The sequence below is a fragment of the Xanthomonas prunicola genome (assembly GCF_025266575.1).
GTDB classification, from domain to species: Bacteria; Pseudomonadota; Gammaproteobacteria; order Xanthomonadales; family Xanthomonadaceae; genus Xanthomonas; species Xanthomonas prunicola.
This window is the reverse complement of sequence record NZ_CP096142.1, coordinates 1,586,513-1,601,692: the sequence shown is the minus strand read 5'-3', so window position 1 is coordinate 1,601,692 and position 15,180 is coordinate 1,586,513. Positions and strand designations below refer to the sequence as shown.

The 15,180-nt window shown below is 64.4% G+C and carries 9 protein-coding genes, 1 other RNA gene and 1 pseudogene; 4 read left to right on the top strand and 7 right to left on the bottom strand.

What is annotated here, in order from left to right; all coding sequences use genetic code 11:
• Positions 1-114 precede the first annotated feature (114 nt).
• Positions 115-1,317, top strand: a complete 1,203-nt coding sequence (locus tag M0D43_RS06970; RefSeq protein WP_313905364.1) for an OmpA family protein — start codon at positions 115-117, stop codon at positions 1,315-1,317.
• A 179-nt stretch (positions 1,318-1,496) separates the two neighbouring features.
• Here the strand turns inward: M0D43_RS06970 and M0D43_RS06965 are convergent.
• Positions 1,497-1,815: pseudogene (locus M0D43_RS06965) on the bottom strand (hypothetical protein).
• On the opposite strand from M0D43_RS06965, the gene M0D43_RS06960 reads away from it, so the two are divergent.
• Positions 1,814-4,585 carry a TonB-dependent receptor gene (locus M0D43_RS06960; RefSeq protein ID WP_252164061.1) on the top strand — a complete coding sequence of 924 codons (2,772 nt, stop codon included), beginning with the start codon at positions 1,814-1,816 and terminating at the stop codon, positions 4,583-4,585. The pseudogene M0D43_RS06965 and the gene M0D43_RS06960 overlap by 2 nt on opposite strands.
• Positions 4,575-6,173, top strand: a complete 1,599-nt coding sequence (locus tag M0D43_RS06955; protein ID WP_252164060.1) for a histidine-type phosphatase — start codon at positions 4,575-4,577, stop codon at positions 6,171-6,173. The genes M0D43_RS06960 and M0D43_RS06955 overlap by 11 nt, the downstream gene beginning before the upstream one ends.
• A gap of 459 nt (positions 6,174-6,632) precedes the next feature.
• Here M0D43_RS06955 and metK read toward each other — a convergent pair whose 3' ends face one another.
• Entirely contained in the window at positions 6,633-7,844 is a 1,212-nt protein-coding gene (gene metK / locus M0D43_RS06950) for a methionine adenosyltransferase (protein ID WP_005910819.1), read from the bottom strand.
• A 254-nt stretch (positions 7,845-8,098) separates the two neighbouring features.
• Between metK and M0D43_RS06945 the strand changes: the two genes are divergently transcribed.
• Positions 8,099-9,199, top strand: a complete 1,101-nt coding sequence (locus M0D43_RS06945) for a metal-dependent hydrolase (RefSeq protein WP_252164059.1) — start codon at positions 8,099-8,101, stop codon at positions 9,197-9,199.
• Here M0D43_RS06945 and M0D43_RS06940 read toward each other — a convergent pair.
• The 5 genes from M0D43_RS06940 to M0D43_RS06920 all read right to left on the bottom strand — a co-directional run bounded on the left by M0D43_RS06940 (position 9,193) and on the right by M0D43_RS06920 (position 15,109).
• Positions 9,193-10,020: a methyltransferase domain-containing protein gene (locus M0D43_RS06940; RefSeq protein WP_252164058.1), complete on the bottom strand. Its 828-nt coding sequence runs from the start codon at positions 10,018-10,020 to the stop codon at positions 9,193-9,195. The genes M0D43_RS06945 and M0D43_RS06940 overlap by 7 nt on opposite strands.
• A gap of 27 nt (positions 10,021-10,047) precedes the next feature.
• Complete coding sequence (gene dusB / locus M0D43_RS06935) at positions 10,048-11,046, bottom strand: tRNA dihydrouridine synthase DusB (RefSeq protein WP_252164057.1); 999 nt, start codon at positions 11,044-11,046, stop codon at positions 10,048-10,050.
• A 101-nt stretch (positions 11,047-11,147) separates the two neighbouring features.
• A non-coding RNA gene (locus tag M0D43_RS06930) (sX9 sRNA) lies at positions 11,148-11,223 on the bottom strand.
• A gap of 61 nt (positions 11,224-11,284) precedes the next feature.
• Positions 11,285-13,630, bottom strand: a complete 2,346-nt coding sequence (locus tag M0D43_RS06925; protein WP_260808052.1) for a glycoside hydrolase family 98 domain-containing protein — start codon at positions 13,628-13,630, stop codon at positions 11,285-11,287.
• A 528-nt stretch (positions 13,631-14,158) separates the two neighbouring features.
• On the bottom strand, positions 14,159-15,109 hold the full coding sequence (locus M0D43_RS06920; RefSeq protein WP_101362612.1) for a ribokinase: 951 nt from the start codon (positions 15,107-15,109) through the stop codon (positions 14,159-14,161).
• Between the last annotated feature and the right edge of the window lie 71 nt (positions 15,110-15,180).

Here is a 15,180-nt window from a genome sequence, read left to right as displayed (position 1 = left end):
CGTGACTGCCAGCACCCAGAGCACTCGGCAAGCGGATAGTGGCCCTTAGCGCCTTTTTGACCGCGTTCGTGTTATCAGGCGGATCTGACTATAGGCTCGAACAGGGAAGAGGCGATGCGCAAGCTGTCGGCGATGTTGTGGGTGCCCGTGTTGTTGGTCGGTTGTGGGCGCGGTGAAGCGCCGAAGGACGCCACCGATGCTGCCACTGCAACAGCCCCAGCAGCTGTGCAGTCTGCGGGCCCGTCGAATGCTGCAGCGGGCGCCAACGAAGCCGTACCGGAATTTCCGGCCATCCCGACGATCGTGGTGCCCGACATCGTGGGCGTGACCCCGGCGCAGCGCGCGTTGGAGGCATCGCTGCAGGATATTCTCGACCCGATCGAAGGCGTCAGCGTCGCCCCGGCACGCTGCGGCGATGGCGGTACCTTGATCACCGATGCCGGCATCACCAGCGTCGATGCCAACGGCAATTTGTTGCGCAATGGCGATGGCGGCCTGTTCAATCTCAAGGCCGACGGCAGCGGCACTGCCAACTTCGAAGGTGGGTTGGTCAACGTCAACGCCGACGGCAGCGGCACCATCAATGCGACCGGCGAGGGCGGGAAAGGCGGGGCGCTCATCAATGTGCAGTCCAATGGTGGCGGTACCTACAACGGCCCGGCCGGCCTGATCAGCCTGGACGGCAAGGGCGCCGGTACCTGGAACAGCGACAAGAGCGGGCTTGTCGACAATCGTGGCGACGGCAGCGGCACCTGGAACGGGCCGCGCGGCCTGATCACCATCAACGCAGACGGCTCGGGTACCTGGAATGGTCCGGATGGCCTGGTGCAAAACCACGGTGACGGCACCGGCACGGTGGGTACGCCGCCGCGCGAAGTGCGCATGCCGCCGCTAGCGAAAGTGCCGCCGGCCGGCCGCTTCCCACCGCTGCACAAGTTCGCACCGCCCGGCGCACCTTGCGGCTATCTGATCACCTTGAACGACCGCATCCTGTTCGACTTCGATAAGTCCGACATCCGCCCCGACGCGGCGCGCGTGATCGACATCCTGGGTGCCGCGCTGGCCAAGGTCAGCGCAAAAGACATGCAGGTGCGCGGACACACCGATGCCAAGGGCAGCGACGACTACAACCAGGCGCTCTCCGAGCGCCGCGCCAATGCCGTGCTGGCGGCGTTGCGCGCCCGCGGTGCCGCGCAGTCGGCCAACGCGAAAGGCTATGGCAAATCGCAGCCGGTTGCGCCCAATACCGTCAACGGCCAGGACAATCCGGGCGGACGGCAGCTCAATCGACGGGTGGAAATCTTCCTGCGCACCTGACGCAGGCGTGGCGGGCGGGGGAGCGCTTGAGCCGCGCGCGCATTGGTGTGGGCTGCCCTGCGTGCAATCGTGATGCGCGTCGATCGCATGCTGGCTGGGTCGCCGAACAGGCTGCCGGCCCCAGCTCGCCGTTCGCGCGCGCAACCGTCAGGTGATTGAAAAGGGTGTCTGCGCCAACATCAGGGCCCGTGCAACGCGTCGCTGGCGTGCATGCCCTGATGTCGGCGGATGTGCGCGCCAGGCAAGCAGCGCAGACCTTCGACAATTTTCGCCTCCATACGCCAACGACTGTGCCGACTTGCGCATGCGTTACGTGCATTTGTCACGTTCGCCAGCACAGTCACCAAACTGAAATACCGCATCACCACCATGCGCGGCGCCTGCTTGCAGGTGTGATGCAGTTCCGCCTCCGCTGGCTGCTTGGCTTCCCCACATTCGCGGCGGCGCAGCCTTGGCGCGTATCCATGGCGCGCTGCTGCATTCATCGGATTCGATCATGATCGTTCGTCGTTGGCTGTTGCGTCCTTCGCGGTTGTCGCAGGCGCTGTGTTTGTCGTTGTGCGCACTGTGCGGCCATGCCGCGGCACAGGCCACGCAAGTCACCACGCCCGCGCAGGGCGACATGGCCACGCTGGACAAGGTCACTGTCGCTGCCACGCGCTATAACGCGACCGACATGCAGATGGCCGCCACCAATACCGTCAACGTGTTGTCGGCCGACGATCTCAAGACCACCGCCGTGCACAACGTAGCCGAAGCGCTGGGCCTGATGCCGGGCGTCAACGTGATCAATACCGGGCAGTCGTATTTCGGCGGCATCGACGGCGCCGCGCGCGGCGAAGGCATGTTTTCATCGGTGCGCGGCCTCAATGCCGAATACAACGTCAACCTGATCAACGGCATCAACGTCGCGCAAGGCATGCCGTACAGCCGCGGCGTGCAATTGAGCCTGCTGCCGCCCTCGGGCCTGCAGACCATCGTGTTGAACAAGACCTCCACCGCCGACATGGACGGCGATGCGATCGGCGGCACCATCGATTACCGCACGCCCAGTGCATTCGATTCGCCCGATCGCCAGGGCGGCAGCGTGACGTTGAGTGGACGCCTGGAAAGCCGTGCGCGCGACTACGGTGATTCTGGTCTGGGCAGTGGCGCAGCCGGCGATTGGCATGCGCGTTTCGGCGATGCCGGGCAGTTCGGCGTGTCGGTCAGTGCGTATTACGACGAGCGCCATTTCGTGAACAGCGAAGTGGCCTCTGCTTCGGCTGCACGCAACGATGGCGCATGGAAATTCGCACGGGCCGATGCCAGCGGCAATCTGGCGGCCGGCGCCGACCCGCAAGAGGTCTTGCAGAGCACCGGCGTGAATATCGGTTACTCGCAGGGCGACACGCGCCGCTACGGCGGCAATGCGGCCTTCGATTGGCGTGTGGATCCCAGCTTGCATCTGTATGCACGCATGACCTACGCCTTCGCCAAGACCGAGCAGAACACCGGCTACACGCAGTTCGTGCCGGCCAATGTCAGCTTCACCCAGATCGGCAGCAGCGGCGTGTATCAGCCGCAGATCAATCGGGTTGCGGTGCGTTACTGGTACGAAACCAATCCCGAGCAGGCCGATCTGGCCACCGTGCAGTTCGGTGCAGAAAAGCAGCTCGGCCACTGGACGTTCGCGCCGAACATCTTCTACGGCACCGGCAATAACGACCGCCCGGATCACGTGGAAATCTCCGCGCGCAACGACCAGTACAGTTCGACCAACTTCGCCTACGGCGCCAACCGTTTCATCAGCTACGACGGCGACGGTTTCCCGATCCCATTGCTCACCCCGGCCATGCAGGCGCAGGCCTCGGACGTGGGCAGCCTGTATGCGCGGCGCACCGGGCAGATTTCCAAGCAATACAGCGGTCAGGACAAGGGCGGCGGCAAGTTCGATGTGGCATATGACTTCGATGCGGGACTGCTCAGCCGCATTGCCTTTGGCGTGAAGTATGTCGACAGCTCGCGCAGCTTCACCGATCGCGATTGGACTAATGCCAAGTACACCAATGGCACCTTGTTGCGCGATACCGGCCTGATCGCGCAGCGCTACGATGCGGTATATCCAGGCCAATACGCGTTTCCCACCGTGCGCCTGAGCAATGCAGCCCTCAACGACCTGATCGCACGCACGCTCACGCCCGCCAGTTTCGACAGTTGCGGCCAGTTGGCGACCAACAACCTCAACTGCAACACCATGCGCGCGACCGAAGCGGTGAGCGCTGCCTACGCGATGGCCACCTTGCGCACCGGCAACTGGGAAATCCTGCCGGGCTTGCGCTTCGAACATACCGCCATCACCAACACGTTCTGGGCGCAGCCGGCCGCCATCAAGGGTGCCGAGCAGGTCGGCGCGTTCGCCAATAACCACACGCGCTACAACGTCGCCTTGCCCAACGTGTTCGTCAATTACCGGCCCGATGGCGATGGCGCGGTGTATCGTGGCTCGGTGTGGACCAGCTACACGCGCCCGGCGTTCGTGCAACTGGGCGGCGGCCGCTCCACCGACATCTCCAGCGATGGCCAGACCACCATCACCGAAGGCAACCCGGATCTGAAACCGATCAAGTCGCTCAACCTGGACCTGTCGGGCGAATGGCAGAACGACAGCGGCGGCCACGCCATGTTGGCCGGCTATTACAAGCGCCTCACCGATTACATCTACGAGAGCGGTTCGAACGCCGCCAATGCCGGCGAAAGCGAAAGCGGCAACATCCGTTTCGTCCGTCCGCAAAACGGCGGCGACGGCCGCGTGCTGGGCATGGAAGCGGCCGTGCGGCAAACCTTCCAGGGCCTGCCCGCACCGCTGGACGGCTTCGGCATCGGTGCCAACCTCACCCGCCAGACCACACGCGTGGATCTGGGAGAAGAGGGCTTCTCGCACGAACGTATCCAGAACGCACCGAACCTGCTCGCCAATGCGGAGCTGTTCTACGAAAAGGGGCCGTGGTCGGTCAACCTGAGCTATCACTACTCCGGCGAATACGTGTCGGTGTACGACTATCTCAACAAGGGCGCAAATTGGGACAACCTGTGGATCAAGCCGATCACCCGCGTGGACCTGCATCTGGGCTATGCACCGAACGAGCACCTGCGTGTGGATCTGTCGGTGGCCAACCTCACCAAACAGCACAGCTATTGGGCACATGTGGGCCGCGAGACCGATGCGATTTCCGACATCGTCGATTCCGGCATGACCAGCCTGTTGACCGCAAAATATGTGTTCTGATCGCGCGAAACTCGCATGCGACGACCCGACAGGCGCGCAGCAAGATGCAAACGGCATGACGGACGCGCAACACCGCGCAGGGCCCGCGGGTGGCTGCGACGGAACCGGGCAGGGGGCACTGCGACGCGCGCTGTGGGCCGGCGGTGGGGAGCCGCGCTGGGCCGACCGCGCTGTAGGTAGCGTAGGTGCCGCGATGGGGATCGCGGCACCTACGCGGCAGGCAAGGCGCAGGCACTGCGTCCGCATTGCGTCAAGGTCCAGCACGCCCTGTGGCATGCCAATGGCAAACGGCAGCATGTGGTGCCTGGTCTTGGCGGCTGCGTTGGCGTTGGGCGGCTGCGCCGCTTCGATTCCAAGCGTCTCCACAGCGCGCGGGGGCGATCAATCGACCGACACCGCTGGCGAACAGGTAGGCACCGGAGCGCCGGCATCTGCGCAGACCGCGCAACTGGAGCGCGTGGTGGTGGTGTTCCGGCACGGCGTGCGCGCACCACTGCAAGGCGAGGCCGCCGCCGCGCATTATGCCGACCAACCCTGGCCGCAGTGGTCCACGCCTGCCAGCCTTCTCACCCCGCATGGTCGCAAAGGCGTGCGCTTGAGCGGCGAGTATCTGCGCCAATGGTTGGTGCAGCACGCGCTGTTGCCGAGCAGTGGGTGCCCCGCAAACGGCAGCATGTCGGTGTGGGCCAATACCGATCAACGCACCATCGATAGCGGCGCGTTGCTGGCCGATGCGCTCGCACCCGGTTGCGGCATCGTCGCCGGGCATCGGGAGGCTGGCAGCAACGATCCGCTGTTTCGACCGATCGAAGCCGGCACGGTGCCGTTCGATGCGGCCGCAGCGGTCGCATCGATCCGACAACAGACCGGTGGCCCTGCCGCCTTGCTGCAAGGCCATGCTGCCGAGCTGCAGGCACTGCAGCAGATTCTGGGCTGCACGCAGACGCCCTGCGATTTCGCGCAGATGCCTTCCACGCTGGCGCCGTCGGTCAACGGGCGCGGCCTTGCATTAGGCGGCCCGATTGATCTGACATCCGGCACCGGCGAGGTGTTGCTGCTGCAATACGCAGAAGGCCTGCCGCTCTCGCAGGTCGGTTGGGGCCGCGCCACGCCCGAGCGCCTGGCCCAGGTCTCCCGCTTGCACGCCTTGCTGTTCGACATTTACGCACGGCCGCACTACATGGCCTCGCGTTCGGGTGCACCGCTGGCGCGCGAGGTCTTGCAACGTTTCGGTGACGCGCAGGCGCCGAAGATCTCGCTGTTCGTCGGCAGCGACACCCACATCGCCGCATTGAGTGGCCTGCTGGGTGTGCATTTCCATCTGCCTGGCTATGGCGCCGACGATCCGCCACCGGGTGGCGCGTTGCTGCTAGGCCTGTGGCGCCAACCCGACGGAACGCGGGTGGTGCGTGCCCGCTATCTGGCGCAATCACTGGATCAGCTACGCACCCTGGCACCGCTGGATCTGGCCCACCCGCCGTTGCAGCAGCAGTTGGCGCTGGGTCTGTGCGCTCCGACGCAACGGATGGCCTGCCCATTGCCTGAATTTGCCAAGGCGCTTGAACAGCAGTTGCTGCTCGATCGGTGATAGCGCGCTTGTGATCGCGCGTGTTGGAGCCCTGTGACGGACTTTACCCTTACTTAAATCAGGGACGTGCTGCTTCCTTCTCCCCTCGGGATATTGCCCTCCTTCATGGGGAGAAGGTGCCCTTCGGGGGGCGGATGAGGGTGCGCCGCAGAGCGTCACCAGTTGCTGAGATGACCAACGCGTCGCCACGCGCTTTCGACGGTGACGCACCCACTGCTTCGCCCGTACCCCACCCCAACCCCTCGTTCGCGGGGAGCGGGGCTTTATCCGCGACGCCGGCAAGCGCGCGGCCAATGAGCGCAACAATCCCGGCGCGCTGGCTATCCAGCGGCAGACAGCTGCATCAGGCAACTGCAACAGCATCGACTGCATCCTGCCGACACACTCCCAAAACGCAACTGGGCCGCATCAGCGGCCCAGTCATCACGCATCTCGCTTGCTCCGGCAGGAGCAGCGTGATTATTTCAGCTTGGCGGCCGCACGCAGTGCGTCGGCGCGGTCGGTCTTTTCCCACGAGAACGAGGTCGCGCTGTGCTGCGCGCCGGTGCCGTCGGTGTAGGTGAAGTCCTTCGGCTTGCGGCCGAAGTGGCCGTAAGACGCGGTCTGCTGATACATCGGATGGATCAGGTCGAGCATCTGGATGATGCCGAACGGGCGCAGGTCGAAATGCTTGCGGATCAGCTTTTCGATCTGCTCGTCGGCGATCTTGCCGGTGCCGAAGGTGGTGACCGAAATCGAGGTCGGCTCGGCCACGCCGATGGCGTAGGAGACCTGCACTTCGCAACGGTCGGCCAGGCCCGCAGCCACCACGTTCTTGGCCACGTAACGCGCAGCGTAGGCTGCCGAACGGTCGACCTTGGACGGATCCTTGCCCGAGAACGCGCCGCCGCCGTGACGGGCCCAGCCGCCGTAGGTGTCGACGATGATCTTCCGACCAGTCAGGCCGCAGTCGCCCACCGGGCCGCCGATCACGAACTTGCCGGTCGGGTTGATGTGGAACTTGGTGCCCTTGTGCAGCCACTTGGCCGGCAGCACCGGCTTGAGGATTTCCTCGCGCACCGCTTCGATCAGATCTTTCTGCTTCACGCCCGGATCGTGCTGGGTCGACAGCACCACCGCATCGATCGCCGTCGCCACGCCGTCTTCATAGCGCAGGGTGACCTGCGACTTGGCGTCCGGACGCAGCCAGGACAGCGCCGAGTTCTTCTTCTTGCGGATCTTGGCCTGCTGCTCGACCAGACGGTGCGAGAGGTGGATGGCCGCCGGCATGAAGCTGTCGGTTTCGTTGGTGGCATAACCGAACATCAGGCCCTGATCGCCAGCGCCCTGCTGCTCGGGGTTCTTGCGGTCCACGCCCTGGTTGATGTCGGGCGACTGCTTGCCGATCAGGTTGAGCACGCCACAGGTCTCGCCGTCGAAGCCGACGTCGGAGCTGTTGTAGCCGATGTCCAGGATGACCTTGCGGGTCAACGCTTCCAGGTCGATCCAGGCACTGGTGGTCACTTCGCCGGCCACGATCGCAACGCCCGTCTTGACCATCGTCTCGCACGCCACGCGGGCGCGCTTGTCCTGGGCCAGGATGGCGTCCAGCACTGCGTCGGAGATCTGGTCGGCGATCTTGTCCGGATGGCCTTCGGAGACCGATTCGGAGGTGAACAGGTAGCTGGACATCAGGCTTATATCCCTTTATTCGGATGAAAAGATGGGTGCGGATGATACACGCACCGTGTTTCGGTTGCATTGTGCGCCTGAATGGATCGCTTTGGGGTTAAGCCGATGTCGGTGCCTACCGGCCGGACGCACGGCCCCCCCCCCCCGGACGCATTGGCGGGACGATTAACTGCCCGGTGACGGACTGGTGCTGACCGGCCAACTGTCGCGCCCAAACGCCTACCCGTGCATGTCCGCCCTGCTAGCATCGGCCGATGGATTCATTGACCCAGATCGTTCTTGGCGGCGCCATCGCTGCCGCCATCGCGCCGCCCGGGCAGCGGCGTGCCGCCTTGTTGGCCGGCGCGGCGTTGGGCACCTTGCCCGACCTCGACGCATTGGCGCTGTTGCCACTGACCGACGACCCGGTGACGCTGATGACGGCGCATCGCAGCGTCAGCCACTCGTTGTTCGTGCTGCCGCTGGTGGGCTGGTTGATCTGGTGGCTGTTCCGCAGCTACGGCAACGGACGGGTGGCCGCTGCGCCCACGCGCTGGTTCTGGGCGATCCAACTGGCCCTGATCACGCACCCGCTGCTGGATGCGTTCACCGTCTATGGCACCCAGCTGTGGTGGCCGCTGCATCCGCATCCGACGATGTGGTCGAGCGTCTTCATCATCGATCCGGCGTACACCCTGTGGCTCTTGCTGGCCTGCGTGGTGGCCTGGTTTGCGCGCGCGCGCCCGTTTGCGCAGCACGTGCTGGTGATCGGGCTGGTAGCGAGTACCGCGTATCTGGGCTGGTCGTTGATCGCCAAGCAGCTGGTCGACCGCGAAGCCGATCGCGCGCTGGCGGCGATGGGCCTGGCCGATGCGCCGCGGTTCTCGGTGCCGATGCCGCTCAACACGTTGCTGTGGCGCGTGGTGGCGATGACGCCCAGCGGCTATGTCATCGGCGAGCGTTCACTGGTGGCAGATACCGGCCCGATGCACTTTCGCGGGTTTTCCAGCAATACCCAGGCCTTGGGCGAGGTGGCCGCGTTCGACTCGGTGCGCCGGCTGACCTGGTTCAATCGCGGCTTCATGCGGGCGCGTCTGGTCGATGACGACCTGATGCTGAGCGACCTGCGCATGGGCCTGGAACCGGACTACAACTTCAACTTTGTGGTTGCCCATCGCGACAACGGCAAGTGGCAGCCGATCGTGCCGCGGCAGGTGCAGGCGGCGTACCGTGCGCCGGTGGCACGCGATCAGATCGGTGCGGTGCTGGCGCAGATGTGGCAGCGCATCTGGCATGAGCCCCGCAGTACCGTGCTGACCGGCGACCTGGAAGACGCCAGCGCTCCGCCCGCCGCGCCCGCATCGGCAACTCAATAGACCGTGGCGCGCGCCTGCACGAACGAATAGAAGAACACCGCGTTCGGGTCGCTGTGCACCTGCGCCAGCTCGCGGCGCATGCCATCCACGGTGTCTGCGTCGATCGCGCCGGCTTGCAGTAATTGTTCGGCCGCCGATAGCAGCACTTCTTCCCAGAAGCCGATCATGGTCTTGCGCCGGCCCGGCTCGCGGTTGTCCAGATGCAGCGTCTTGATCTCGGTCTGCACGTCACGGAAACCGCCCGCCAGCAGCAGGTTACCCAACTTGGCACCGACGAACGGGTCGCCACCCTGGTCATGCTGGAAATCGTTGAACGCCATCCAGTAGCGCCACAGATTGGGCGAGTACGGATGCAGCAAGAACGAGGCATTCATCACCTCGGTCACGTAGACCGGCGAGCCGGGCAGCAGCACGCGCCGCACTTCGTTGAGCACGCGCGCAGGCGAGGGCACGTGTTCAAGCACCCAGCACAGAAATGCCGCATCGAACTGACGCGCCTCAAACGGTAGGTCGCTCGCATCGGCCTGTTGCAGGGTGTAACGCTCGCGGCACCACGCCAGCCGTTCGAGATTTGCTCGCGCCGCACCCAGCTTTGCCTGGCTCAAGTCCACACCGGTGACATGCAACTCGGGAAAACGGCGCAGCAGGATTTCAGTCTGCGCGCCGACGCCACTGCCCACTTCCAGCAGGCGCCGCGCGCCGCTGTAATCGATCTGATTGAACAACGTGGCTTCCAGCAAGCGCGCCTGTTTGAGCAGACGCGCCTGTTCGGTCGCCGAAAATCCGTGCAGATAGGTTGGGGTGTCGCCCGGTGTGCTCATGCGTGCGGCTCCAGCAAGCAGAAAAACTCAGGCAGCGTCCGACAAGGCGGGCGGCACGCCGGCGATCAAGGCATCGAAGTAATCGCGCGTCAGGGCCAGTTGCGCTTCCGGCGTTTCGGCACGATTGACCACCGCACGGAAGTCGGTGCTTTGCGGGTGGTCCTTGGCATACCAACCCAAATGCTTGCGCGCGATGCGTACGCCCTGCGGTTGGCCGTAGAACGCGTGCAGCGCTTCCAGGTGGCTGAGCAAGGTGTCGCGTACGAACGCCAGCGACGGCGGCGGCAATACCTGGCCGGTGGCGAGGAAATGCGCCACTTCGCCGAAGATCCACGGGCGCCCTTGCGCGGCGCGGCCGATCATCACTGCATCGGCGCCGGTGTCGCGCAGCACCTGCGCGGCTTTTTGCGGCGAATCGATGTCGCCATTGGCAACTACCGGAATCTGCAGCGCGGCCTTGATCTGCGCAATCGTCGCGTACTCGGCGCTACCGGTGTAATGCTGGTCGCGGGTGCGCCCGTGTACGGCGAGCGCGGCGATGCCGCAGTCCTGCGCGATGCGCGCAATCACCGGGCCGTTGCGGTGGTCGCAATCCCAGCCGGTGCGAATCTTTAACGTCACCGGCACGTTCACCGCCTGCACCACTGCGGTGAGGATGCGTGCCACCAGGTCTTCATCGCGCATCAGCGCCGAGCCGGCCCAGGCATTGCACACTTTCTTGGCCGGGCAGCCCATGTTGATATCGATCAGTTGCGCACCGTGGTCGACGTTATAGCGCGCCGCCTCGGCCAGTTGCTGCGGCTCGGTGCCGGCGATCTGCACGCTGATCGGGTCCGGCTCGCCAGCATGATCCATGCGGTGCAGCGACTTGCGCGTGCCCCAGAAACGCGGGTCGGAGATGGTCATCTCCGACACGGCCAGCCCAGCACCCAGCCGCTTGCACAGCAGCCGGAACGGCTTGTCGGTGACGCCCGCCATGGGGGCGAGGATCACCTTGGGGGCAATGGAGTAGGGGCCAATCTGCATGGCCATAGTGTATCGGCAGGCGTCCTTGCCTGCCGTGTGTTGCCGCCTGCCGCCGCCGCGGGCGGGCCGCTAGCGACGGTGCATGGCACTGCCCTTAGAGCGGCTAACAAAACGTAGCGAGCAGCTGTCAGGTGGGCGCGGACGGCGCGCGGGAACCGCAGTGTACGAGTGGTACATGCCGATTCCGAGCACCGGCCGCGCCCGCCTGGCGGCTGCGCAGTAGTTTTGTTAGTTGCGCTTATTGCGAGATGGCCAAGTTATCCAGATACAGCTTGGTCTGCGCGCCGGCGCGCGCGCGATACTCGACCACGTTGCTGCCGGCAGTCAGCATTGCCGTCTGCGGGCTGCTGGCCCACTCGCTGGCCGAGCTGGTCTGCGTGAATGCCGGCGTCCCGACCCGCACACCGTTGACGTAGAGGTCGACGGTGGTGAGGCTCCCGCCGGGGGCGGAATAGCGAGTGCTCAACGTGTAGGTCCCAGTCGTGGGAACAGTGACGGTGGTCCGCAGGCGTGCGCCCGGGTTGCCCCCGAAGTCCACATATCCCATACCCTGGTAATTGCGGACTGCGCCGTAGAGACCATTGGCGACCAGGCTGCCGATACTCAGGAAATCGAAGTTTTCCGCCTCGTACTGGCGGACGCCGGTGTAGGTTGCTGGTGCGGCCGGTGCCTGGATGTTGGCGGTCGGGAACGCGCTCAGGCGCCCGGTGGCAGGGCCGGAACATTTCACGGTGATGTCCAGCGGGCCGTTGTGGGCGACGTTGAGTGTCAGCCCAGCGCTGCTGGGTGTGGCCGTGATCGTGCTGGCCTGGTGCTCGCCGCGATCGGCGAAGGTGTAAGTGGGGGGAGCACTTGCGCCGCTGATGGCGATCGTGTCGGTCTTGAGCGGGCCGGTTTCGGAATCGAAATTGGTCAGGTAGATCGACAGCGCATCGGAGAATTCCTTGATGACGCCGGTGGTGTAAGGCCCGTAGGTCAGTTTCACGGATGCGCAGGTGTTGTACTTCAGATCCAGCGTGCCGCTTGCGCTCTGATTGGTCTTGTACGGGTTGTAGGTCACCCAGGTGTTGTCCTGACGCCCTGCGTAGATATCGCCGCTGTATTCCTGCGGAAACAGCGCGTTCAACTCCTGGGTCTTGGCCGCGATGCTGGGCCAACGCGTGGCGTATTCGCTGCGCTTGATCTGCACCGGAAACGATTTGGCCGCATCGTCCGTGAGTTGCCACACGGTCGGAATGGCCGGATAGCGGCCGCTCTTTTTGTACCAGCTGTGCTGGTTGAAATACGTCCCGTCGTCGTCCATCACATACAGGCCGGAGAACAACGTTTCCGGCGATGCATACAGTGTCTGGTCGTTGCCGCTGGTGGTGTCGTCGACCACCACCACCTTGGTCCGGTCGATCACCTGCTGGCGGCTGGGGATGCGCAAGGTGCCATCGATGATCTTGCGGTAGACATCCATGTGGATGTTCTTGAACTGCGGGAAAAACTCCCAGCGCCTGGTGCTGTAGCCATCGGCGGTCAGGCCATTGGGCAGGCTGTGCACGGTGTCGGCGGTGATCAACTCCGGGCCGTCGAAATAGGTTTCGCCGGTCAGCGTTAAGTGCTCGATCAAGTGCGGCGCACCTGCCTGCACCGGATAGCTGCTGCCATCGGCGGCGTACCAGCCGGTGCGGTCCGGGCGGATGCCGTAGTGGCCAGCGAAACCGGACAGGAACATGCCCAGGCTGAGGCTTTCGATATCGTGGAAGCCGTAATTGGCGGTGAACTTTTCTTCGATGATGAAGTTCTTGGAGTAACTTCCGAGCGCGCTGCGGAGCGCTTCGTTGCGTTTGACCATCGCCAATGGATTGATGTTCGCGCCCCAGTAGCCGCCGGTGAAGCTCACCGCCAGGTAGCCGCCGTACTTGTTGGTGAGCTTGAGCAGGTTGGACCAATGCTCCCAGCGCTGCGCCGCCGACACCGAGCAGGGCTCATCGAATCCCCAGAACTGCTCGGCATAATTGAAACCGAGGAAGTTCGGATAGTCGCGGAAGAATTCGCCGTAGACGGTCGATTCCAGGTCGGTGCCGGCAGGGTAGTCGGGGAAGTGGCTGAAGCCGCCGCTAGAAGGCTGGATCATCGCCCAGACCCCGTTGGCGGCAGCCGTCTTGATCCACGAGCGCGCGGTTTCGATGCCGTTTTCCACTTGGATCCAGTTGCACTGATTCCCGGTGGCACCTTTGTGATTGATCGACAGCGAGATCAACAAAACCGAATACGGGCGTAGATCGGCGGGAATCAGGTCGATGATCTTCTGCGGGTCGGCAGCATTCCAGGTGTCGGCGGCGATGACGAACATCGGCTGGTCGGGCGAGAGAGTGCGGCGTAGTGACGGATCGAGACGCGTGTTCGCCGTTGTCGTGGCAGCCGGCGTGGTGGTGGACGTCATGGCGCGGGGAGCACTCACGGTGACCGTTGCCGCGGGCGATGGTGTCGCAGCGGCGCTGGTATCGGGGGCATCTTGGCCGCCACAGGAACTGAGCAGGCAGGAAAGTAAGACGCATGGAAGCAGCAGTGGCTTGCGCGATCGACGCAGGATCATCGGTTGTTCCGTTGAGCTGGGGGGCAGGGCCAGGCGCAGGCTGCACTGCCGACTGCGTGGCGTGGAGTGCGCCAGTTCGGCGATGCAGCCCGCAAGTTGGCAAGCCGCGCCGCCAAGGGCGGCCTCGCATGACAACAGGCAATGGTCGTGGTGCGCCCGGTGGTACGGCGATAATAGTGAACCCGGGACAACGCGCTAGCGCGCACAGCAGGTCAGCACGCTTTATGCAATGCGCTTTCGCTTTTCGAGCACAGAAAGCAGCGCTCGGTCACGCCTGGGCGCGATGGCGCATCAGGTGGCGTGCCGATAGCAGCAGAGCGTGCGCAGCGCTGCGAGAAGACGATGCGGTTATCGCAGTGTCACCTCGTCGAGCGCAATGTCGTGCGACGAGGTTGCCCGCTTGTTGCAGTCATCATGGAGCGCGAGACACGCGCATGCATTCTTCCAGGAGACCTGGGTGCACTGAGGTGGGTGCTGTATCGACGGCGTGCGCATGCGGCGCACGCCGAACCGCCATGAAACGCGGCGTCAGTCGTCTGCGCGCAGCCGCGGCATCGATACAGCCGCGCCTTCCACCTCGGTGGAGCGGGCCGCATAACGCGTGGCAAAGCGCACGTGGGTTGCGAAGCTTGCAGCCGGCAGCTGCGCCAGCGATGCCACCAGCGCGCCGTTGAAGGCATCGCCGGCACCGGTGGTGTCGATGGTCTGCGCGCTTTCCGCACCTACCCGATAATGCGCTTGGTTGTCGCCACGCAGTTGTTCTTCGGCGTGCGAAATGAAGGCGCCCACTGCGCCCAGGGTGACGACCACGCTACCGCCAGGCAACAACTTGCGGCACAGCGAGTGCAACGTATTGCCATCCAGCGCAGCGACATCGTCGGCGTTGATGCGTTCGCCGACATGGCGACCGAGCAGGGCGGCAAATTCGGTTTCGTTCGGGGTCAACACATCCGACAGTTTGAGCAGGCCGATCGAGGTCGGCGCATTGGCCGGTGCGGCATTGAGCACGGTCAGCACGCCGCATTCGTGCGCCAGCGCCAATGCCGACTCGATGGTCTCGGCTGGCGATTCCAGCTGCGCCAGCAGCACCTTCGCCGCAGCAATCAGCGGACGCTGATTGTCGATGAAGGCAGGGCTCAACACAGCGTTGGCGCCGGCACCGATCACGATGGTGTTACGGCCGTGCCCGTCGACATAGATGCCACCGGTGCCGGTGGGCTCATTGCTCGGCTCGGCGATCAGCGCAAAGCCATCCTGCGCAGCCAGCGAACGCGCCAGCGCACCGCCGGCGTCGTCGCCCAACGCGCACAAGAAATGCGTCTTGGCGCCAGCACGTGCGGCCGCAACTGCCTGATTGAAGCCCTTGCCGCCCGGGCCGGTGCTGTAGCGCCCGGCGATGGTGGCACCCGGCACTGGCAAGGCATCGCAGCGCCACACGTGATCGACATTGAATGACCCGACAACGACGACCGAACTCATAAATACCCTTGCCTTGAATGACTGACTTGAATGACTGGATGAAACGCGGCGTGCAGTGATTAGACCGTTAC